We start from the raw sequence: 19,590 nt of genomic DNA, 5'->3' as shown, positions 1-19,590 counted from the left end.
GCTTTGCGGTGCCCGCCCCATTTGCCGTTGACAGGGAAATTGTCTATACAGGGCATTCCGTCACGCATCACGGGCAGGATTAAACCAGCCGTTCAAGTCGTCTGATATTCCATGGGGTAATGGGATGGTCATATAGCGGACGACTTGAAGGTCTGGTTCAGAGGCAGGATAAGATGGCGATCACAAAATCGTTCACAGGGCGTAAGAGGATCCGCAAGAGTTTCGGGCGCATTCCCGAGATTGCGCCGATGCCTAATTTGATTGACGTGCAGCGGGCTTCTTACGAAGCTTTCCTGCAGATGAATGTTCGCCCGGACAGTCGCGAGCCGGCTGGCCTTCAGGAGGTGTTCCGTTCAGTTTTTCCGATTCATGATTTTGCTGGCCGTGGTCGGCTGGATTTCCAGCATTATGAATTCGAAGAACCGAAATATGACGTTGAGGAATGCATTCAGCGTGGTCTGACCTATGCAGCTCCGCTGAAGGTCATCCTGCGCCTGACGACATGGGATATTGACGAGGATACGGGGACCCGCTCCATTCATGACCTGAAGGAGCAGCCGGTCTATATGGGCGACATGCCGCTCATGACGGATAACGGGACCTTCATCATCAACGGGACGGAGCGTGTCATCGTCTCCCAGATGCATCGCAGTCCCGGCGTGTTCTTCGATCATGACAAGGGCAAGACACATTCCTCCGGGAAGTACCTCTTCGCTGCCCGCATCATTCCTTATCGTGGTTCCTGGCTGGATTTCGAGTTCGATGCCAAGGACATCATTCATGTCCGTATCGACCGCAAGCGCAAGCTGCCGGTCACCACGCTGCTCTATGCACTTGAAGGCGAGAACTATCTCAAGGCCCGTGAAGCCAAGCTGGCTGAGGGTGGGGATGTTGACGCCCTTGAAGTCACCGGCATGGATGAGGATGAAATCCTCTCCACCTTCTATGAGGTCGTACCGTTCACCCGCATGGGTAGTGAATGGGCACGTCCGTTCGAGCCGGATGCCTTCCGTGGTCTGAAGCTGCTCAGCCCGCTGGTCGATGCGGATACGGGCGAGGTCATTGCCGATGCCGAGACCAAGCTGACGGCCCGTGTCGTCCGCAAGATCGCCGAGAAGACCCGTGTCGTGCAGGTTGGCCGTCTGGACATTCTTGGCCGTTTCGTCGCTCATGACCTCGTCAATGAGAAGACCGGCGAAATCTACGCCGAGGCTGGCGAAGAGCTGACGGAAGACAAGCTGGCCGAGCTGGAAGAGCTGGGGCTGAAGGAGCTTCCGCTTCTGGCCGTTGACGGCACGCATGGCCCGTGGATCCGCAATACCCTGATGGCGGACAAGAACACCACACGGGAAGAGGCCTTGATCGACATTTACCGCATCATGCGCCCCGGTGAGCCGCCAACCCGTGAGACGGCAGAAGCCATGCTGCGTGGCCTGTTCTTCTCTCAGGACCGTTATGACCTGTCTGCCGTTGGCCGTGTGAAGATGAACATGCGCCTTGATGTGGATGTTCCCGACACGCTGCGGACGCTGCGCAAGGAAGATATCCTGCGGACGGTCAAGATTCTGTGCGACCTCAAGGACGGTCGTGGCCAGGTCGATGACATTGACAACCTTGGCAACCGTCGTGTCCGCTCCGTGGGCGAGCTGATGGAGAACCAGTACCGTATTGGTCTGCTGCGCATGGAGCGTGCCATCCGTGAGCGCATGGGGTCTGTCGATATTGACACGGTCATGCCGCATGACCTGATCAACGCCAAGCCTGCCGCTGCTGCCGTACGCGAGTTCTTCGGGTCATCCCAGCTCAGCCAGTTCATGGACCAGACCAACCCGCTCTCCGAGGTGACACACAAGCGTCGTCTGTCCGCGCTTGGTCCGGGCGGCCTGACCCGTGAGCGTGCCGGCTTCGAAGTCCGTGACGTTCATCCGACCCATTATGGCCGTATCTGCCCGATCGAGACGCCGGAAGGGCCGAACATCGGTCTGATCAATTCTCTGGCCACCTACGCCAAGGTCAACAAGTACGGCTTCATCGAGACTCCCTACCGTCTGGTAAAGGATGGTGTCTTCCAGGATGGCTGGAAGTATCTGTCCGCCATGGAGGAAGAGCGTCTTCTGGTGGCGCAGGCTGATGCCAAGCAGAGTGACAACCGCCTGACGGATGAGCTGGTTGCCGTTCGTCAGACCGGTGACTTCCGTCTCGTGCCGCCGGAGCAGGTGACTGCCTGTGACGTCTCGCCGAAGCAGCTCGTTTCCGTGGCGGCCGCGCTCATTCCGTTCCTGGAAAACGATGACGCCAACCGTGCGCTGATGGGGTCCAACATGCAGCGTCAGGCCGTGCCGCTGGTGCGGGCTGATGCGCCTCTGGTTGGTACCGGCATGGAAGGCCCCGTGGCGCATGACTCTGGTGCGACCATCATTGCCAAACGTGGCGGTGTGGTGGACCAGCTGGATGGTGCCCGTATCGTGATCCGTGCCACGGACGAGCAGGGGGCGACCCAGGGTGTCGACATTTACCGTCTGCGCAAATACATGCGGTCCAACCAGTCCACCTGCCTCAACCAGCGTCCGCTGGTGAAGGTTGGTGATCTGGTCGCTGCCGGCGACATCATCGCTGATGGTCCGTCCACTGAACTCGGTGAGCTGGCTCTGGGCCGTAATGTGCTCGTGGCCTTCGTGCCGTGGAACGGGTACAACTTCGAGGACTCCATCCTGATCTCTGAGCGTATCGCCCGGGATGACATCTTCACTTCAATCCATATTGAAGAGTTCGAGGTCATGGCCCGTGATACCAAGCTGGGCCAGGAAGAAATCACCCGTGACATTCCGAATGTCGGTGAAGAAGCTCTGCGCAACCTCGATGAGGCAGGCATTGTCTATGTCGGTGCCGAGGTCAATCCGGGTGACATCCTGATCGGCAAGGTCACACCGAAGGGCGAAAGCCCGATGACGCCGGAAGAAAAGCTTCTGCGTGCCATCTTCGGTGAAAAAGCCTCTGACGTGCGTGACACCTCCCTCAAGCTGCCCCCGGGTACGAGCGGGACGGTGGTTGATGTTCGTGTCTTCTCCCGTCGTGGTGTGGACAAGGACGAGCGTGCCATGGCGATCGAACGCTCCGAGATCGAGCGTCTGGCCAAGGACCGTGATGACGAGCGTGCCATTCAGGAACGCAGTTTCTACAACCGTCTCAAGGAGCGTCTGATCGGACAGGAAGCTGCCGCAGGCTTCAAGGGCGTGCGTGCCGGTACGCCGATCACGGCCGAGCTGCTGGGTGAGCATCCCCGTGTGACGTGGCGCAACATTCCGGTGGCAGACGTGGCCGTCATGGCCGAGCTGGAAACGCTGTGCCGTGAGTTCGATGGGGCCATCAAGCGGATCAACAACCGCTTCGACAACAAGGTCGAGAAACTCCAGCGTGGTGACGAGCTGCCGCCGGGTGTGATGAAGATGGTCAAGGTCTTCATTGCCGTGAAGCGCAAGCTTCAGCCGGGTGACAAGATGGCCGGCCGTCATGGCAACAAGGGTGTGGTCTCCCGTGTCGTCCCTGTTGAGGACATGCCGTTCCTCGAGAATGGTCAGCCGGTTGACCTGCTGCTGAATCCTCTGGGCGTGCCGTCCCGCATGAACGTGGGTCAGATTCTGGAGACGCATCTCGGCTGGGCCTGTGCCAATATCGGTCAGAGCATCGGTGCGATGGTCGACGAGTACCAGCGCACGGGTGAGCGTCGTCAGGAGCTGCTGGACCGTCTGAAGGATGTTTATGGTGACAGGATCTTCAATGAAGATATTGCCACGATGGACAATGACCAGCTGATCGAACTGGCCAACAATCTGCGCAAGGGCGTGCCGATCGCAACGCCGGTGTTTGATGGTGCTTCCATTCCCGACATTGAGGAAATGCTGAAGAAGGCCGGTGTCAGTGAGAGTGGTCAGTCCCAGCTGATTGACGGGCGTACGGGCGAGAAGTTCGAGCGTCAGTCCACGGTGGGCTACATCTACATGCTGAAGCTGCATCACCTTGTCGATGATAAGATTCATGCCCGCTCGATCGGTCCTTACTCGCTGGTTACCCAGCAGCCGCTCGGTGGTAAGGCGCAGTTCGGTGGTCAGCGTTTCGGTGAGATGGAGGTCTGGGCACTGGAGGCTTACGGTGCGGCCTACACGCTTCAGGAAATGCTGACGGTGAAGTCGGACGATGTGTCCGGCCGTACGAAGGTCTATGAGGCGATCGTTCGTGAGCAGGACGACTTTGAAGCTGGTATTCCAGAGAGCTTCAACGTTCTGGTGAAGGAACTGAAGTCGCTTGGTCTGAATGTCGAACTTGAGCAGGGAGGGCTGTGAGGGCAGTGCTTTCCGCTTCTTCTTCATTGTTCATGTTTAACGTGCCGGCGGGACGCCGCCCGGCACAGTGGGGTTTCGGCAAATGAACGAACTCATGAAGATTCTCGGTCAGTCTGGTCAGTCAGGCACATTTGACCAGATCCGTATCCAGCTCGCTTCCAGCGAGCAGATCCGGTCATGGTCTTATGGCGAGATCAAAAAACCGGAAACGATCAACTATCGTACCTTCAAGCCGGAGCGTGACGGGCTGTTCTGTGCCCGCATTTTCGGGCCGACCAAGGATTATGAGTGCCTCTGCGGCAAGTACAAGCGGATGAAGTTCCGTGGGATCGTCTGTGAGAAGTGCGGTGTCGAGGTGACACTGGCCAAGGTCCGCCGTGAGCGGATGGGCCATATCGACCTCGCTTCACCGGTCGCTCACATCTGGTTCCTGAAGTCCCTGCCGAGCCGTATCGCCACGATGCTGGACCTGCCGCTCAAGGATGTTGAGCCGGTCCTGTATTTCGAGAAGTTCCTGGTGCTCGATAAGGGTGTCTGTGAATCCGATCAGGTTGAATCCTACAAGCACGGCAAGCGTCGTGACCAGTATCTGCTGGATGAAATCCGCTGCGAAGAGCTGATGGATGAATTCGCTGATGACGGTCTGGATGTTGGCATCGGTGCCGAGGCGATCAAGCGTGCGCTGTCCAGCTATGACTGGGGTCTGCCGAATGCACAGGAAGCCGAGCTGAGCCGTGCCGCCCGTGAGCGTGGCGAGCCGGACCCGTTCGACTATGACGCCGAGGTGATGGAAGGCGATTCGGAAAAGACGGTCATGCGCAAGAAACTGCGCAAGGCCACGTCCGAAGCGGCCCGCAAGAAGCTGGTCAAGCGTCTCAAGATGGTCGAATCCTTCGTGGAGAGCGGTGCCCGTCCGGAATGGATGATCATGGACATCGTGCCCGTGATTCCGCCGGAACTGCGTCCGCTCGTGCCGCTGGATGGCGGGCGTTTCGCCACGTCCGACCTAAATGACCTGTACCGCCGTGTCATCAACCGTAACAACCGTCTGAAGCGGCTGATCGAGCTGCGTGCGCCGGACATCATCGTCCGTAATGAAAAGCGCATGCTGCAGGAAGCTGTTGATGCGCTGTTCGACAATGGTCGTCGTGGCCGTGCCATCACCGGGGCCAACAAGCGTCCGCTGAAGTCCCTGTCCGACATGCTGAAGGGGAAGCAGGGCCGCTTCCGTCAGAACCTGCTCGGCAAGCGCGTGGACTATTCCGGCCGTTCCGTGATCGTGGTGGGGCCGGAGCTGAAACTGCACCAGTGCGGTCTTCCCAAGAAGATGGCACTGGAGCTGTTCAAGCCGTTCATCTATTCCAAGCTGGAGAAGTACGGTCACGCCACGACCATCAAGGCTGCAAAGCGGATGGTCGAGAAAGAGCGTCCGGAAGTCTGGGATATCCTCGAAGAGGTCATCCGTGAGCATCCGGTGATGCTGAACCGTGCGCCGACCCTGCACCGTCTGGGCATTCAGGCGTTTGAGCCGAGCCTCGTGGAAGGCAAGGCCATCCAGCTGCATCCCCTGGTCTGCACCGCCTTCAATGCGGACTTTGACGGTGACCAGATGGCCGTGCATGTGCCGCTTTCACTGGAAGCCCAGCTGGAAGCCCGTGTGCTGATGATGTCCACCAACAACATCCTCAGCCCGGCCAACGGCAAGCCGATCATCGTGCCTTCCCAGGATATCGTGCTTGGTCTGTACTATTTGAGCCTTGAGGTGCCTGAATACCGCCTTACGCCGGATGAAGCCGAGATCAGGGATGGCAAGGTCATCAAGGCGGCTCCGCCTGCCTATGCCACGGTTGCGGAGATCGAGGCTGCCCTGCTGTCCAACGCCCTGAAGCTCCATGACAAGATCCGTCTGCGTCTGGATGCCCAGGATGAGGACGGCAAGCCGGTCCGTCAGACAATCCTGACGACACCGGGCCGCGCCCTGATCGCCCAGATCCTGCCGAAGCACCCGGCCATTCCGTTCAGCCTGATCAACCGTCAGCTGACGAAGAAGCTGGTATCTGACGTGATTGATACCGTGTATCGTCACTGCGGACAGAAAGAGGCCGTCATTTTCTGTGATCGTCTCATGGCTCTGGGTTTCCGTCATGCAGCCCGTGCCGGTATCTCCTTCGGCAAGGACGACATGATCGTTCCGGCCGAAAAGACCACGCTGGTGAACAAGACCACGGAAGAGGTCAAGGAGTTCGAGCAGCAGTATCAGGAAGGTCTGATCACGGCTGGCGAGCGTTATAACAAGGTGGTGGATGCCTGGTCCCGCTGTACGGATGAAGTGCAGGCGGCCATGCTCAAGGAGATTTCCAAGCAGGTACCGGGTAAGCCGACAAACTCTGTCTGGATGATGAGCCACTCCGGGGCCCGTGGGTCACCGGCCCAGATGAAGCAGCTGGCCGGTATGCGTGGGCTGATGGTGAAGCCGTCCGGTGAGATCATTGAACAGCCGATCGTGGCCAACTTCAAGGAAGGCCTGTCGGTTCTCGATTACTTCACGTCCAGCCACGGTGCCCGTAAGGGTCTGGCCGATACGGCTCTGAAGACCGCCAACTCCGGTTATCTGACACGTCGTCTCGTTGATGTGGCGCAGGACTGCATCATCACCGAGATCGACTGTGGCAGTGAGCGTGGTCTGGTTGTTCGTGCCGTGACGGACAGTGGTGAAGTTGTGGCCTCCCTTGCCGAGCGTGCTCTGGGGCGGACACTGTCTCATGATGTCTTCCATCCGATGACAGGTGAGAAGCTGCTTCCCCGGAATCGTCTTCTGGATGAGGCTGATGTCGAAATGCTCGAAGGGGCGGGGATTGAAGCGGTTGAAATCCGTTCCGTCCTGACCTGTGACAGCAAGGCCGGCATCTGCGCCCACTGCTATGGCCGTGATCTGGCCCGTGGTACGCCGGTCAATATCGGTGAAGCTGTCGGCGTGATTGCTGCCCAGTCCATCGGTGAGCCGGGCACGCAGCTGACGATGCGTACCTTCCATATCGGTGGTGCGGCGACCCGTGGTGCTGAGCAGTCCATGGTCGAGGCCTTCCGTGACGGCAAGGTGACCATCCGTAACCGCAACGTCGTCCAGAACTCCCAGAATGTCCCTGTGGTCATGTCCAGGAACTGTGAGATTCTGCTCATTGACGAGACTGGTGCGGAGAAGGCCCGTTACCGCGTGCCTTATGGTGCCCGCCTGATGGTGTCCGAAGGGCAGGAGGTCAAGCGTGGTGACAAGATGGCAGAGTGGGATCCGTACACACTGCCGATCATCACCGAGCAGGCCGGTACGGTCGAATATCAGGACCTGATCGACAGCATCACGCTGGTTGAACGGGTTGACGAGGTGACCGGTCTGACCTCACGCGTTGTCGTGGACTACAAGCAGGCGACCAAGGGTGTGGACCTGCGTCCTCGCCTCCAGCTGAAGGATGCGGCTGGTAACGTGGTCCGTCTGGCCAATGGCAATGAGGCCCGTTACTTCCTGTCTCCTGACAGTATTCTGTCCGTGGAGAATGGAGCCGTGGTCCATGCTGGTGACGTGCTGGCACGTATTCCGCGTGAAGGGTCCAAGACTCGTGACATTACCGGTGGTCTGCCACGTGTGGCCGAACTGTTCGAGGCTCGTCGTCCGAAGGATCATGCGATCATTGCCGAAGGTGATGGCCGCATCGAGTTCGGAAAGGACTACAAGTCCAAGCGTTGTGTCATCGTGCATAACGATGAGACGGGTGAGCGGACGGATTACCTGATCCCGAAGGGCAAGCATATTTCCGTGCAGGAAGGTGACTTTGTCCAGAAGGGTGATCCGCTTGTGGATGGTCCCCGTGTGCCGCATGATATTCTCAAGGTCATGGGGATGGAGGCTCTGTCCGACTATCTGGTCAATGAGATTCAGGACGTCTACCGTCTGCAGGGCGTGAAGATCAACGACAAGCACATCGAAGTGATTGTCCGTCAGATGCTGCAGAAGGTCGAGGTGCTGGAGCCGGGTGATTCCACCTATCTCATCGGCGAGACTGTCGACCGGCTCGAGTTCGAGCGGGACAACAGGGTACTGCTGGAGCAGGGGCGTGAGCCGGCCAAGGCCATGCCGATCCTTCAGGGTATCACCAAGGCCTCCCTGCAGACGCAGTCCTTCATTTCTGCGGCCTCCTTCCAGGAGACCACACGGGTGCTTACCGATGCTGCCACATCCGGCAGAATCGATACGCTTGGTGGCCTGAAGGAGAACGTGATCGTGGGTCGTCTCATCCCGGCAGGGACGGGCGGTGCCATGCGGCGTCTGCGCAATATTGCGGCAGACCAGTCTCCGGTGCGGCTCGGCAAGGGTACGGCCGAGGTGGAAGACGCTGCAGAATAAGGAAATTCTGCTGGTCAGGCCTCCCTGCGCAGGCAGGGAGACTTGACTCTCGGCCCAACCCCACTTAGGGTCCGCGGCTTAGACAGTTCCCCCTTATTAAGGTGAAGGAATCGTCCCAGAATAAAAAAATAGCATCTGGCACTACTTTTGTTTCTCAGAAAAAAAGGTTAAGTCCAGAGGCAAGTAGCTTTGGAGGAGGGAAGATTCTTTCCTTTCTTCTGTGCAATCGTGCGAAGACAGGCGGTTCAGCCGCATGTCGGTTTGAACGGAATGTCGTGGTGGGAGTTGCTCCCGCCAGCATATGGACAAGGATTGGGAAGGGCGCATGCCGACCATCAACCAGTTGATCGCAAAGGGCCGGGAGCCGGCCGCAAAGCGGAACAAGGTTCCTGCTCTGCAGGGATGTCCGCAGAAGCGTGGTGTTTGCACACGTGTCTATACTGTAACGCCGAAGAAACCGAACTCCGCCCTGCGTAAGGTCGCTAAGGTGCGCCTGACCAACGGGTATGAGGTGGTGAGCTATATTCCGGGTGAGGGGCATAACCTCCAGGAGCATAGTGTCGTTCTTATCCGTGGTGGTCGCGTGAAGGATCTTCCCGGTGTGCGTTACCACATTCTTCGTGGTGTGCTGGATACGCAGGGTATCGCAAAACGCCGTCAGCGCCGTTCGCTGTATGGCGCCAAGCGGCCGAAATAAGGGGTATTTGGAATGAGTCGCCGTCATCGCGCTGTAAAGCGTGAGATCCTTCCCGATCCAAAATTCGGAGATGCCGTCATTACGCGCTTCATGAATGCGCTGATGTATGATGGCAAGAAATCTACTGCCGAACGTATCGTTTATGGGGCACTGGAAGTGCTCCGCAAGCGTGGCGGGTCCTCTGCTGACCCGGTGGCCATGTTCCACTCGGCACTGGATAATGTGAAGCCGGCTGTTGAGGTCCGTTCCCGCCGTGTTGGTGGTGCGACCTATCAGGTTCCGGTAGAGGTTCGTGCAGAACGCCGTCAGGCACTGGCTATCCGCTGGCTGATTGAGGCGTCCCGCAAGCGTGGTGAGAACACCATGCAGGACCGTCTTTCCAATGAGTTGATGGACGCGGTGAACAACCGTGGCGCAGCCGTCAAGAAACGGGAAGACACGCATCGTATGGCTGAAGCCAACAAGGCATTCAGCCATTATCGCTGGTAATAGTACCAGTAATAGGGCTTCTGGCCACTGACCGAATTTCCGGGTGGCCAGCATGAAGTTTCAGTCATACCTCTGACCCTTGCCGGGTCAGGGTTTTGGAGAGCGACGATGGCAAAGGCTAAATTTGAGCGTACTAAGCCGCATGTTAACATCGGCACGATTGGTCACGTTGACCATGGCAAGACCACGCTGACGGCTGCAATCACAAAGACACTGGCCGAGACCGGTGGTGCAACCTTCAGTGCCTACGATCAGATCGACAAGGCTCCTGAAGAGCGCGCTCGTGGTATTACGATTTCCACGGCTCACGTTGAGTACGAGACGGAAAACCGTCATTATGCTCACGTGGACTGCCCCGGCCACGCTGACTATGTGAAGAACATGATCACCGGTGCCGCCCAGATGGATGGTGCCATCCTGGTCGTGTCCGCTGCTGATGGTCCGATGCCGCAGACCCGTGAGCACATCCTGCTCGCCCGTCAGGTCGGTGTGCCGGCTCTGGTGGTCTTCCTGAACAAGGTTGACCAGGTTGATGATCCGGAGCTGCTGGAGCTGGTGGAGATGGAAGTTCGTGAGCTTCTGTCCTCCTACGACTTCCCTGGCGACGATATCCCCATCGTCAAGGGTTCCGCTCTTGCCGTTCTGGAAGATGGCAACCCGGCACAGGGCAAGGAAGCCATCCTTGAGCTGATGAAGGCTGTTGACAGCTATATCCCGCAGCCGGAGCGTCCGGTTGACCGTCCGTTCCTGATGCCGATTGAAGACGTGTTCTCCATCTCCGGTCGTGGTACGGTCGTGACCGGCCGTGTCGAGCGCGGTGAAGTCAATGTTGGTGACGAAGTCGAGATCGTTGGTCTGCGCGCTACCGTCAAGACGACAGTTACGGGCGTCGAAATGTTCCGTAAGCTGCTGGATCGCGGTGAAGCCGGTGACAACATCGGTGCCCTGCTGCGTGGTACGAAGCGTGAAGATGTTGAGCGTGGTCAGGTTCTGGCAAAGCCGGGCACCATCACCCCGCACAGCAAGTTCAAGGCTGAGGCCTACATCCTGACGAAGGAAGAGGGTGGCCGCCATACGCCGTTCTTCACCAACTACCGTCCGCAGTTCTACTTCCGTACGACGGACGTGACCGGTGTGGTGACTCTGCCGGAAGGCACCGAGATGGTGATGCCGGGTGATAACGCTACCATGGATGTCGAGCTGATCGCTCCGATCGCCATGGACGAAGGTCTCCGCTTCGCTATTCGTGAAGGTGGCCGTACAGTGGGTGCCGGCGTGGTGGCTTCCATCACCGCCTAAGTCCCTGCCGACTTCGGAATCTGGTGCCCCGGTCGATTTTTCTCGGCCGGGGTTCCATTTCTGAAAGAAATGCAGTAGGACGGCATCCGGTTTATTAAGGATGAAGTGAAATCATGGACGACCAGAACATCCGCATTCGCCTCAAAGCGTATGATCATCGCGTGCTGGACAACAGCACGAAAGAGATCGTCAATACGGCGAAGCGTACGGGTGCGCGGGTTCGGGGTCCCATCCCCCTGCCGACGCATATTGCCCGGTTTACTGTGAATCGTTCACCGCATGTGGATAAGAAGAGCCGCGAGCAGTTCGAGATGAGAACTCACCGCCGGCTGCTCGACATTGTCGAGCCGACCCCGCAGACCGTGGACGCCCTCATGAAGCTCGATCTCGCCGCTGGCGTAGATGTCGAGATTAAACTCTAAGGTCCAGACGATGCGTACCGGATTGATTGCAAAAAAGCTGGGGATGACCCGGCTCTTTAAAGAAGACGGCACACATGTGCCGGTGACGGTGCTGCACCTTGACAATGTTGAGGTTGTGGATGCCCGTACACAGGAGCGTGATGGCTATACGGCTGTCCAGCTCGGTATGGGGGCTGCAAAGGCCAAGCACGTCACGAAAGCGAACCGTGGGCATTTTGCCCGTGTGAAGGTTGAGCCGAAGAAGAAGCTGGCCGAGTTCCGCGTGGCAGAGGATGCCGTGCTGGAGCCGGGGACAAAGCTTTCTGCCGCCCATTTCGTGGTTGGTCAGAAGGTGGACGTCACAGGCCGCAGCAAGGGTAAAGGTTTTGCTGGTGTCATGAAACGCCACAACTTTGCCGGGCTTGAAGCCACACACGGTGTGTCCATCAGTCACCGTTCTCACGGCTCTACAGGTCAGCGTCAGGATCCTGGCAAGGTCTTCAAGGGCAAGAAGATGGCTGGTCACCTTGGTGACAAGCGTGTGACAACACAAAACCTCGAAATTGCCGCTGTGGATGAAGAGCGTAACCTGATCATGGTGCGCGGTGCCATCCCAGGTGCCAAGAACAGTGTTGTTCTGGTTCGCGATGCAATCAAGAAGGCCCGTAATGCGGACGCGCCCTATCCGGCAGCGACCGTTGAGGCCGCCGGGTGAGGGATATGGAATACGATATCAAAACCCTCGAAAACGGAAGTGACGGCAAAGTCGCACTGCCGAAAGAGATTTTCGGGATTGTTCCCCGCAAAGACATCATGGCCCGCGTCGTCAACTGGCAGCTCGCCAAGCGTCGCGCCGGGACACATGCAACACTGGGCAGGGGGGTCGTCTCCGGTACGACCAAGAAGCCTTACCGCCAGAAGGGGACAGGCTCTGCCCGTCAGGGGTCTCTGAGAGCTCCCCAGTTCCGTACTGGTGGCGTCGTGCATGGTCCGGTCGTCCGTGATCATGGCTTTGACCTTCCGAAGAAGGTGCGCCGTCTTGGGCTGCGTTCTGCCGTGTCTCAGAAGGCCGCTGAAGGCAAGCTGATCATCCTGAAGGATCTGGCTGGCGTTGAGAAGACCCGTGATGCTGCAGTTCGTCTGAAGGCTCTCGGCTGCTCTTCTGCTCTGATCGTGGACCAGGTGGCTGACCAGCCGTTTGCCCGTGCGATCGCCAACCTGCCGAAGATCGATCTCCTGCCCACGATCGGGGCCAATGTTTACGATATTCTCAAGCATGATGTTCTGGTGATCACCCAGGCCGCTCTTGAGGGTCTCAAGGAGCGTCTGGCATGACAACGAAAACAGTTCTGAATGCACGCAAGGCGGCTGCTGGCCTGTCTCAGGAAGCTCTGTTTGATGTGCTGCGTGCACCGCTGATCACTGAAAAGGCAACCATGGTTTCCGAAAAGAACCAGGTTGTGTTCAAGGTGGCTCTGGAAGCAACGAAGCCGCAGATCAAGGTCGCTGTCGAGAAGCTTTTCAACGTGAAGGTTGCTGCTGTCAGCACCCTGATCCAGAAGGGCAAGACAAAGCGTGTCAAGGGTCGTCCAGGTCGCCGTTCTGACATCAAGAAGGCTTATGTCCAGCTTGCTGAGGGTCAGTCCATTGACCTCACAGCGAAGCTTGGTTGAGGCGCGGGGTAAGATACCATGGCATTGAAGCACTTTAATCCCACGACACCAAGCACTCGTGGTACCGTGCTGATTGACCGGAGCGAGCTCTGGAAGGGCAAGCCCGTCAAGCAGCTTACGGAAGGCAAGAACAAGACTGGTGGCCGTAACAACTACGGGCGTACGACCGTGCGTTTCCGTGGTGGCGGGCACAAGCAGTCCTACCGTTATGTTGATTTCAAGCGTCGCAAGTTTGATGTTGTCGGCACGGTGGAACGTCTGGAATATGACCCGAACCGTACGGCCTTCATCGCACTGGTCCGTTATGAGGATGGTGAGCTGGCCTACATTCTGGCTCCGCAGCGTGTGAAGGCAGGTGACCGTGTGGTTGCTGCCCATCATGCTGACGTCCGTCCGGGTAACGCCATGCCGCTGGCCTCCATGCCGGTTGGTACGATCATCCACAACATCGAGCTGAAGCCCGGTGCTGGCGGCAAGCTTGCCCGCTCTGCTGGTAACTATGCCCAGCTCGTCGGTAAGGATGCCGGCTACGCACAGATCAAGCTGCAGTCCGGTGAGCTGCGCATCGTGCGTGCCGAGTGCATGGCTACTGTTGGTGCGGTTTCCAACCCGGACAACATGAACCAGCATTTCGGCAAGGCTGGTCGCCGTCGCTGGATGGGTCGTCGTCCGCACAACCGTGGTGTGGTCATGAACCCTGTTGACCATCCGCATGGTGGTGGTGAGGGCCGTACCTCCGGTGGCCGTCATCCTGTCACGCCGTGGGGTGTGCCGACCAAGGGCTACAAGACCCGTACCAACAAGAAGACGGACAGCCTGATTATCCGTCGTCGTAAAACCGGCAAGTAAGAGAGGGGCATAGAAGATGGCACGTTCCGTCTGGAAAGGCCCGTTCGTCGACGGGTATCTGTTTGGCAAGGCTGAGAAGGCCCGTGCATCGGGTCGGAATGAGGTGATCAAGATCTGGTCCCGTCGTTCCACCATCCTGCCGCAGTTCGTCGGGCTGACGTTCGGCGTCTATAATGGTCAGAAGTTCCTGCCTGTGCAGGTTACGGAGCACATGGTTGGTCATAAGTTCGGTGAGTTCTCACCCACCCGTACTTATACCGGTCATGGTTCCGATAAGAAGTCGAAGCGAGGCTGAGCATGAGTAAGCCTAAGTATATCCGTACCCTGGCTGATACAGAGGCACAGGCTGTTGCCCGCAACATCCGTGTCAGCCCGCGCAAGCTGAACCTGGTTGCCGCCACGATCCGCAACCAGCCGGCTGGCAAGGCCATTGCTGCGCTGACGTTCTCACGTCGCCGCATTGCACAGCAGGTCAAGAAGGCTCTTGAGAGTGCCGTGGCCAATGCAGAGAACAATCACCAGCTCGATGTTGACAAGCTGGTGGTGAAGACTGCTGAGGTCGGCAAGTCCATCGTGATGAAACGCTTCCATGCACGTGGCCGTGGCCGTTCTGCTCGTGTTGAGAAGTTTTTCAGTCACCTGAAGATTGTTGTTGCCGAGCGTGCCGAAGCTGAAGAAGCTCCGAAGGCTGGCAAGAACTCCAAAGAGCAGAAGGCAGCCTGATCTATGGGACATAAGGTTAATCCGATCGGGCTTCGGCTCGGTGTCAATCGTACATGGGACAGCCGCTGGTATGCCGGTGGGGACTATGCCCGCCTGCTGCATGAGGACCTGAAGCTGCGTGCTTTCCTGCGCAAGAAGCTTTCTGGTGCCGGTGTTTCCCGTGTGGTCATTGAGCGTCCGGCCAAGAAGCCTCGCGTGACGATTTATGCGGCACGTCCCGGTGTCATCATCGGCAAGAAGGGTCAGGACATTGATGCTCTGCGCAAGACTCTCAGTGCCATGGCCAAGGCTGATGTCGCCCTGAACATCGTCGAGATCCGCAAGCCGGAAATCGATGCGACTCTGGTGGCGGACAACATCGCCCAGCAGCTGGAGCGTCGTGTTGCCTTCCGTCGGGCCATGAAGCGTTCCATCCAGTCCGCCATGCGTCTGGGTGCCCAGGGTATCCGCGTGACCTGCAGCGGACGTCTTGGTGGTGCCGAGATTGCTCGTGACGAGCAGTATCGCGAGGGTCGTGTACCGCTGCATACACTGCGTGCCGACATTGATTATGGGACTTCCACAGCGCACACCACTTACGGTTCCTGCGGCGTGAAGGTCTGGATCTTCAAGGGTGAGATCCTGGCTCACGACCCGATGGCCCAGGACCGTCGTGCTGCGGAGCAGGCTCCTCAGCGTTAAGGGGCGGGGGTTTCCCCCGTCTTTTATCCGAGGTGCTTGATGTGAGGATAGAAAATCATGCTTTCTCCAAAGCGGACAAAGTTTCGTAAGGCCCACAAGGGCCGTATTCATGGGATGGCCAAGGGCGGTACGCAGCTGAATTTCGGTGCGTATGGCCTGAAGGCTCTGGAGCCGGAGCGTATCACGGCTCGTCAGATCGAGGCCTCCCGTCGTGCCATTACGCGCGCCATGAAGCGTGCTGGTCGTGTCTGGATTCGGATTTTTCCGGATACTCCGGTCTCGACAAAGCCTGCAGAAGTGCGTATGGGTTCCGGTAAAGGTAACCCCGAATACTGGGCAGCCCGTGTGAAACCGGGCCGTATCCTCTTCGAGATTGAAGGGGTTCCGCCGGAGGTTGCCCGCTTGGCCCTGAGTCTGGCTGCTGCGAAGCTGCCGATCAAGACCAAGTTCATTCAGCGTATCGGGGAGGCTTGAGAATGGCTGAGACGACCTATAAGGTTGCCGAGCTGCGCACGAAGAGCGAGGATGAGCTTAAGGCTCTCCTGCTGGATCTGAAGCGTGAGCAGATCAACCAGCGTTTCTCTGCGGCCACAGGCCAGTCCGAGAACACCAGCCGTGTCAAGATCGTGCGTCGTGCTGTCGCCCGTATCAAGACGCTGCTGACCCAGTCGAAGAACCGTGCGGGCGCAAAAACGTCCGCCGCCAAGTCCTGAGAGGAGACGGACGATGCCCAGGCGCGTCCTGACAGGGCGAGTGACAAGCGACAAGATGGACAAGACGGTTACCGTTCTTGTTGACCGTCGTGTGATGCACCCGCTCTACAAGAAGTTTATCCGCCGTTCCAAGAAGTATGCTGCGCATGATGATGCCAATGCATGCAAGGTTGGCGATGTGGTCCGCATTGTCGAATGTGCACCGCTCTCCAAGCGTAAGACGTGGACGGTCGTTTCCCGCAATGGAGTCGATGTTGCTGGTGCAGCCCCGACTTCTGTCGGCGCATAAGGGGGTAGACACATGATTCATCCCGAGACCAACCTTGACGTGGCTGACAACTCCGGCGCACGTCGGGTGCAGTGCATCAAAGTGCTGGGTGGCTCCAAGAGGAAGACTGCCTCGGTCGGCGACATCATTGTCGTATCCGTCAAGGAAGCGATCCCCCGTGGTAAGGTGAAGAAGGGTGAGGTGCATCAGGCCGTTATCGTCCGTACCTCTTACCCGGTGCGTCGTGCTGATGGTTCTGCCATCCGTTTTGACCGGAATGCTGCCGTCCTGCTGAACAAGCAGCAGGAGCCGATTGGTACGCGTATCTTTGGCCCGGTTGTTCGTGAGCTGCGTGCCCGCAAGTTCATGAAGATCATCTCCCTGGCTCCGGAGGTGCTGTAATGGCTGCACGTATCAAAAAAGGCGATCAGGTTCTGGTCCTGACAGGGCGTTCCCGCGGTGTGCGTGGGGAGGTCCTTTCCGTTCTGCCGAAGGTGGAGAAGGCTATCGTGCGTGGCGTGGCTGTTGCCAAGCGTCACAGCAAGCCGAACCGCATGGGCGAGGGTGGTGGCATCATCGAACGTGAGATGCCGGTTCATCTGTCCAATCTGAAGCTGATCGACCCGAAGAGTGGCAAGCCGACCCGCGTCGGTTTCCGTGTTCTGGAAGATGGTCGCAAGGTTCGTGTCGCCAAGGTGACCGGCGAAGTGATCGAAGGCTGAGGAGCGAACGATGAGCGATAACAAGAATGCCGTTCTGCCCCGTCTGCAGCAGGAATATCAGGACAAGCTCCGCGCTAAGCTGCGTGAGCAGTTCGGGTATAAGAGTGACATGCAGATTCCCAAGCTCGAGAAGATTGTCTTGAACATGGGTGTCGGTGAAGCCGCTGCTGACCAGAAAAAGCTGGATGCCGCTGTTGAAGAAATGGCCCTGATCTCTGGTCAGAAGCCTGTCAAGACTGTGGCACGCAAGGCTGTTGCGGGTTTCCGTATTCGTGAAGGGTTGCCGATCGGTTGTAAGGTGACGCTGCGCAAGGCTCGTATGTACGAGTTCCTTGATCGTCTGGTGACGATTGCCATGCCGCGTATCCGTGACTTCCGCGGTCTTCCGGCGAACAAGGGCTTTGATGGCCGTGGCAACTTTGCCATGGGCCTGAAAGAGCAGATCGTGTTCCCGGAAATTGATTATGACAGGGTTGATGCCATCCGTGGTATGGACATCATCTTTGTGACGACGGCAAAGACTGACGAAGAAGCCAAGGCTCTTCTGAAGGCATTTGACCTGCCGTTCGTGTCCTGAGCGACAATTTTTCGTATCAATCACGGAAAAATGGGCTTTCCCCCTTCACATGAGGGGGGAATCTCCGTTACAAGTCCGGTGATTGGAAAACCGTCGGGATAGGCCTGACAGGTTCCGGGAGAAGATTCGAGATGGCGAAAGTCTCTGCGGTGAACCGTAATAATCGTCGTGCTGCCATGGCGCAGCGTGACCTTGAAAAGCGGACCGCTCTCAAAAATACTATCAAGAACCGCTCTCTCTCCATGGAGGAGCGTTTTGAAGCGACACTTAAACTGGCCAAGCTGCCACGCAATGGGTCCCAGACCCGTGTACGTCTGCGTTGTAAACTGACTGGTCGTCCCCGTGGGAACTACCGCAAGTTTGAGCTGTGCCGTATTGCTCTGCGTGACCTTGCTTCCACGGGGCAGATCCCCGGCATGGTCAAGTCCAGCTGGTAAAAGGGTAGTCTGAATGTCTATGTCTGATCCTTTGGGTGATATGCTCACCCGGGTCCGTAACGCTCAGCGTGCCCGCCATGCTGCCTGCGTTGCTCCGGCGTCCAAGCTGCGTGCCAGTGTTCTTGAGGCACTGAAGCGCGAAGGATATATCCGCGGTTACACCACCGAGGAAGTCCGCAAGGGCATTTCCCAGTTCCGCATCGAGCTGAAGTATGCTGATGGCCAGCCCGTGATCCGCGAGATTCATCGCGTGTCCCGTCCGGGTCGCCGTGTGTACTCCAAAATCAAGGAACTGCCGCGCGTCTATGCTGGTCTGGGTGTTTCCATTCTCTCCACGCCGCGTGGTGTTCTTTCAGACGTCGAGGCCCGGGCTGCCAATGTTGGTGGCGAAGTCCTCTGCCGCGTCTTCTAAGGAGGGAATATGTCTCGCGTAGGTAAGTATCCTATTGACCTCCCCGCAGGCGTGGAAGCAGCTGTTAAAGACGGTATGTTCTGCGTCAAGGGTAAACGCGGTGAACTGAGCGTGCCGGTATCTTCTCATGTTGATGTGAAGATTGCCGATGGCAAGGTTACCGTGTCCCCGCTGGGTGGCCGTACCAACAAGAGCTGGACGATGTGGGGGACATCCCGTGCGGTGTTCGCCAACATGATCAAGGGTGTTTCCGAGGGCTTCCAGAAGGGCCTTGAAATTCAGGGTACGGGTTTCCGTGCTGCTGTTCAGGGGGGCAACCTGGTCATGAACCTTGGCTTCTCTCATGATGTGATTTATCCGATCCCGTCCGATGTGAAGATCACGACACCGCGTCCGACAGCCATTCTGGTTGAAGGTAACGACAAGCAGCGCGTTGGTCAGGTGGCTCTGGATATCCGCAGCTTCCGCAAGCCTGAGCCTTACAAGGGCAAGGGTGTCCGTTATGAGACCGAAGTTCTGCGTCAGAAAGAAGGTAAGAAGAAGTAATGGCATCGCTGCAAGGATTGCAGGAACGCCGCCGCAAGCGGCTGCGTTTCCAGCTTCGTCGCAAGAGCGGCGGCCGGCCGCGTTTGTCGGTCTTCCGTTCCAGCAAGAATATCCACGTCCAGGTCATCGACGATGCCCGTGGGGTTACGCTGGCCAGCGCCTCTACGCTTGAGAAGGCTGTCCGTGAAGCCGGCAAGACGGGTGCGGACATCGCAGCAGCTACCGTCATCGGTAAGCTGGTTGCCGAGCGCGCTGTAAAGGCTGGGGTCAAGGAAGTCGTATTCGACCGTGGCTCCTATCTCTATCATGGCCGGGTGAAAGCCCTGGCAGAGGCTGCCCGTGAGGGCGGGCTGTCTTTCTAAGG

The 19,590-nt window shown here is 57.9% G+C and carries 23 protein-coding genes; all 23 read left to right on the top strand.

From position 1 onward, the window contains the following. Positions 1–173 precede the first annotated feature (173 nt). Complete coding sequence (gene rpoB, locus NQF87_RS07130) at positions 174–4,340, top strand: DNA-directed RNA polymerase subunit beta (protein ID WP_266127720.1); 4,167 nt, start codon at positions 174–176, stop codon at positions 4,338–4,340. A gap of 82 nt (positions 4,341–4,422) precedes the next feature. Beyond that, positions 4,423–8,739 (top strand): DNA-directed RNA polymerase subunit beta', encoded by a 4,317-nt coding sequence (gene rpoC / locus NQF87_RS07125; RefSeq protein WP_266127719.1) that lies wholly within the window; start codon positions 4,423–4,425, stop codon positions 8,737–8,739. A 325-nt stretch (positions 8,740–9,064) separates the two neighbouring features. After that, positions 9,065–9,436 (top strand): 30S ribosomal protein S12, encoded by a 372-nt coding sequence (rpsL, locus tag NQF87_RS07120; protein ID WP_023979007.1) that lies wholly within the window; start codon positions 9,065–9,067, stop codon positions 9,434–9,436. Between the two features lie 12 nt (positions 9,437–9,448). Then, positions 9,449–9,925, top strand: coding sequence for a 30S ribosomal protein S7 (gene rpsG / locus NQF87_RS07115; RefSeq protein ID WP_043557827.1), 477 nt, complete (start codon positions 9,449–9,451; stop codon positions 9,923–9,925). A gap of 108 nt (positions 9,926–10,033) precedes the next feature. Continuing rightward, complete coding sequence (gene tuf / locus NQF87_RS07110) at positions 10,034–11,224, top strand: elongation factor Tu (protein ID WP_182041136.1); 1,191 nt, start codon at positions 10,034–10,036, stop codon at positions 11,222–11,224. Positions 11,225–11,337: 113 nt separating this feature from the next. Then, positions 11,338–11,646, top strand: a complete 309-nt coding sequence (gene rpsJ / locus NQF87_RS07105; protein ID WP_018980179.1) for a 30S ribosomal protein S10 — start codon at positions 11,338–11,340, stop codon at positions 11,644–11,646. A gap of 10 nt (positions 11,647–11,656) precedes the next feature. Then, on the top strand, positions 11,657–12,340 hold the full coding sequence (gene rplC, locus NQF87_RS07100) for a 50S ribosomal protein L3 (protein WP_266116704.1): 684 nt from the start codon (positions 11,657–11,659) through the stop codon (positions 12,338–12,340). 5 nt (positions 12,341–12,345) lie between these two features. Further along, positions 12,346–12,960 (top strand): 50S ribosomal protein L4, encoded by a 615-nt coding sequence (gene rplD, locus NQF87_RS07095; RefSeq protein WP_266127718.1) that lies wholly within the window; start codon positions 12,346–12,348, stop codon positions 12,958–12,960. 41 nt (positions 12,961–13,001) lie between these two features. Continuing rightward, positions 13,002–13,298 (top strand): 50S ribosomal protein L23, encoded by a 297-nt coding sequence (locus NQF87_RS07090; RefSeq protein WP_266127780.1) that lies wholly within the window; start codon positions 13,002–13,004, stop codon positions 13,296–13,298. An 18-nt stretch (positions 13,299–13,316) separates the two neighbouring features. Then, positions 13,317–14,147 (top strand): 50S ribosomal protein L2, encoded by an 831-nt coding sequence (rplB, locus tag NQF87_RS07085; RefSeq protein WP_081562856.1) that lies wholly within the window; start codon positions 13,317–13,319, stop codon positions 14,145–14,147. A 16-nt stretch (positions 14,148–14,163) separates the two neighbouring features. After that, a complete protein-coding gene (gene rpsS, locus NQF87_RS07080; protein WP_043557836.1) occupies positions 14,164–14,442 on the top strand; it encodes a 30S ribosomal protein S19 in 279 nt (92 codons plus the stop codon). 2 nt (positions 14,443–14,444) lie between these two features. After that, positions 14,445–14,870 carry a 50S ribosomal protein L22 gene (gene rplV, locus NQF87_RS07075; RefSeq protein WP_266127717.1) on the top strand — a complete coding sequence of 142 codons (426 nt, stop codon included), beginning with the start codon at positions 14,445–14,447 and terminating at the stop codon, positions 14,868–14,870. A 3-nt stretch (positions 14,871–14,873) separates the two neighbouring features. Then, positions 14,874–15,551 carry a 30S ribosomal protein S3 gene (gene rpsC, locus NQF87_RS07070; protein WP_077396234.1) on the top strand — a complete coding sequence of 226 codons (678 nt, stop codon included), beginning with the start codon at positions 14,874–14,876 and terminating at the stop codon, positions 15,549–15,551. 57 nt (positions 15,552–15,608) lie between these two features. Then, positions 15,609–16,025, top strand: a complete 417-nt coding sequence (gene rplP / locus NQF87_RS07065; RefSeq protein ID WP_043557840.1) for a 50S ribosomal protein L16 — start codon at positions 15,609–15,611, stop codon at positions 16,023–16,025. 2 nt (positions 16,026–16,027) lie between these two features. After that, positions 16,028–16,264 (top strand): 50S ribosomal protein L29, encoded by a 237-nt coding sequence (gene rpmC / locus NQF87_RS07060; RefSeq protein ID WP_266127716.1) that lies wholly within the window; start codon positions 16,028–16,030, stop codon positions 16,262–16,264. A gap of 13 nt (positions 16,265–16,277) precedes the next feature. Further along, entirely contained in the window at positions 16,278–16,553 is a 276-nt protein-coding gene (rpsQ, locus tag NQF87_RS07055) for a 30S ribosomal protein S17 (protein WP_266127715.1), read from the top strand. A 12-nt stretch (positions 16,554–16,565) separates the two neighbouring features. After that, positions 16,566–16,934, top strand: coding sequence for a 50S ribosomal protein L14 (gene rplN, locus NQF87_RS07050; protein ID WP_266127714.1), 369 nt, complete (start codon positions 16,566–16,568; stop codon positions 16,932–16,934). Beyond that, a complete protein-coding gene (rplX, locus tag NQF87_RS07045) occupies positions 16,934–17,254 on the top strand; it encodes a 50S ribosomal protein L24 (RefSeq protein WP_266127713.1) in 321 nt (106 codons plus the stop codon). Before rplN ends, rplX begins: the two co-directional genes overlap by 1 nt. A 10-nt stretch (positions 17,255–17,264) precedes the next feature. Beyond that, positions 17,265–17,831: a 50S ribosomal protein L5 gene (gene rplE / locus NQF87_RS07040; protein ID WP_077396238.1), complete on the top strand. Its 567-nt coding sequence runs from the start codon at positions 17,265–17,267 to the stop codon at positions 17,829–17,831. A 131-nt stretch (positions 17,832–17,962) separates the two neighbouring features. Continuing rightward, the gene (gene rpsN / locus NQF87_RS07035; RefSeq protein ID WP_043557849.1) at positions 17,963–18,268 is read left to right on the top strand and encodes a 30S ribosomal protein S14; all 306 of its coding nucleotides are present in this window, start codon (positions 17,963–17,965) and stop codon (positions 18,266–18,268) included. A gap of 13 nt (positions 18,269–18,281) precedes the next feature. After that, entirely contained in the window at positions 18,282–18,680 is a 399-nt protein-coding gene (gene rpsH / locus NQF87_RS07030; protein ID WP_266127712.1) for a 30S ribosomal protein S8, read from the top strand. 9 nt (positions 18,681–18,689) lie between these two features. Then, positions 18,690–19,226, top strand: coding sequence for a 50S ribosomal protein L6 (rplF, locus tag NQF87_RS07025; protein ID WP_266127711.1), 537 nt, complete (start codon positions 18,690–18,692; stop codon positions 19,224–19,226). Next, on the top strand, positions 19,226–19,588 hold the full coding sequence (rplR, locus tag NQF87_RS07020) for a 50S ribosomal protein L18 (protein WP_266127710.1): 363 nt from the start codon (positions 19,226–19,228) through the stop codon (positions 19,586–19,588). The genes rplF and rplR overlap by 1 nt, the downstream gene beginning before the upstream one ends. Positions 19,589–19,590 lie beyond the last annotated feature (2 nt).

The sequence above is a fragment of the Bombella dulcis genome, from assembly GCF_026385505.1.
In the GTDB taxonomy this organism is placed as follows: Bacteria; Pseudomonadota; Alphaproteobacteria; order Acetobacterales; family Acetobacteraceae; genus Bombella; species Bombella dulcis.
This window is presented reverse-complemented; position numbering and strand designations above follow the sequence as displayed.

What these genes read in the sequence shown, in the direction of transcription:
- rpoB (WP_266127720.1), top strand. Translation starts at nt 174, where the DNA reads ATGGCGATCACAAAATCGTTCACAGGGCGTAAGAGGATCCGCAAGAGT.
- rpoC (WP_266127719.1), top strand. Translation starts at nt 4,423, where the DNA reads ATGAACGAACTCATGAAGATTCTCGGTCAGTCTGGTCAGTCAGGCACA.
- rpsL (WP_023979007.1), top strand. Translation starts at nt 9,065, where the DNA reads ATGCCGACCATCAACCAGTTGATCGCAAAGGGCCGGGAGCCGGCCGCA.
- rpsG (WP_043557827.1), top strand. Translation starts at nt 9,449, where the DNA reads ATGAGTCGCCGTCATCGCGCTGTAAAGCGTGAGATCCTTCCCGATCCA.
- tuf (WP_182041136.1), top strand. Translation starts at nt 10,034, where the DNA reads ATGGCAAAGGCTAAATTTGAGCGTACTAAGCCGCATGTTAACATCGGC.
- rpsJ (WP_018980179.1), top strand. Translation starts at nt 11,338, where the DNA reads ATGGACGACCAGAACATCCGCATTCGCCTCAAAGCGTATGATCATCGC.
- rplC (WP_266116704.1), top strand. Translation starts at nt 11,657, where the DNA reads ATGCGTACCGGATTGATTGCAAAAAAGCTGGGGATGACCCGGCTCTTT.
- rplD (WP_266127718.1), top strand. Translation starts at nt 12,346, where the DNA reads ATGGAATACGATATCAAAACCCTCGAAAACGGAAGTGACGGCAAAGTC.
- rplB (WP_081562856.1), top strand. Translation starts at nt 13,317, where the DNA reads ATGGCATTGAAGCACTTTAATCCCACGACACCAAGCACTCGTGGTACC.
- rpsS (WP_043557836.1), top strand. Translation starts at nt 14,164, where the DNA reads ATGGCACGTTCCGTCTGGAAAGGCCCGTTCGTCGACGGGTATCTGTTT.
- rplV (WP_266127717.1), top strand. Translation starts at nt 14,445, where the DNA reads ATGAGTAAGCCTAAGTATATCCGTACCCTGGCTGATACAGAGGCACAG.
- rpsC (WP_077396234.1), top strand. Translation starts at nt 14,874, where the DNA reads ATGGGACATAAGGTTAATCCGATCGGGCTTCGGCTCGGTGTCAATCGT.
- rplP (WP_043557840.1), top strand. Translation starts at nt 15,609, where the DNA reads ATGCTTTCTCCAAAGCGGACAAAGTTTCGTAAGGCCCACAAGGGCCGT.
- rpmC (WP_266127716.1), top strand. Translation starts at nt 16,028, where the DNA reads ATGGCTGAGACGACCTATAAGGTTGCCGAGCTGCGCACGAAGAGCGAG.
- rpsQ (WP_266127715.1), top strand. Translation starts at nt 16,278, where the DNA reads ATGCCCAGGCGCGTCCTGACAGGGCGAGTGACAAGCGACAAGATGGAC.
- rplN (WP_266127714.1), top strand. Translation starts at nt 16,566, where the DNA reads ATGATTCATCCCGAGACCAACCTTGACGTGGCTGACAACTCCGGCGCA.
- rplX (WP_266127713.1), top strand. Translation starts at nt 16,934, where the DNA reads ATGGCTGCACGTATCAAAAAAGGCGATCAGGTTCTGGTCCTGACAGGG.
- rplE (WP_077396238.1), top strand. Translation starts at nt 17,265, where the DNA reads ATGAGCGATAACAAGAATGCCGTTCTGCCCCGTCTGCAGCAGGAATAT.
- rpsN (WP_043557849.1), top strand. Translation starts at nt 17,963, where the DNA reads ATGGCGAAAGTCTCTGCGGTGAACCGTAATAATCGTCGTGCTGCCATG.
- rpsH (WP_266127712.1), top strand. Translation starts at nt 18,282, where the DNA reads ATGTCTATGTCTGATCCTTTGGGTGATATGCTCACCCGGGTCCGTAAC.
- rplF (WP_266127711.1), top strand. Translation starts at nt 18,690, where the DNA reads ATGTCTCGCGTAGGTAAGTATCCTATTGACCTCCCCGCAGGCGTGGAA.
- rplR (WP_266127710.1), top strand. Translation starts at nt 19,226, where the DNA reads ATGGCATCGCTGCAAGGATTGCAGGAACGCCGCCGCAAGCGGCTGCGT.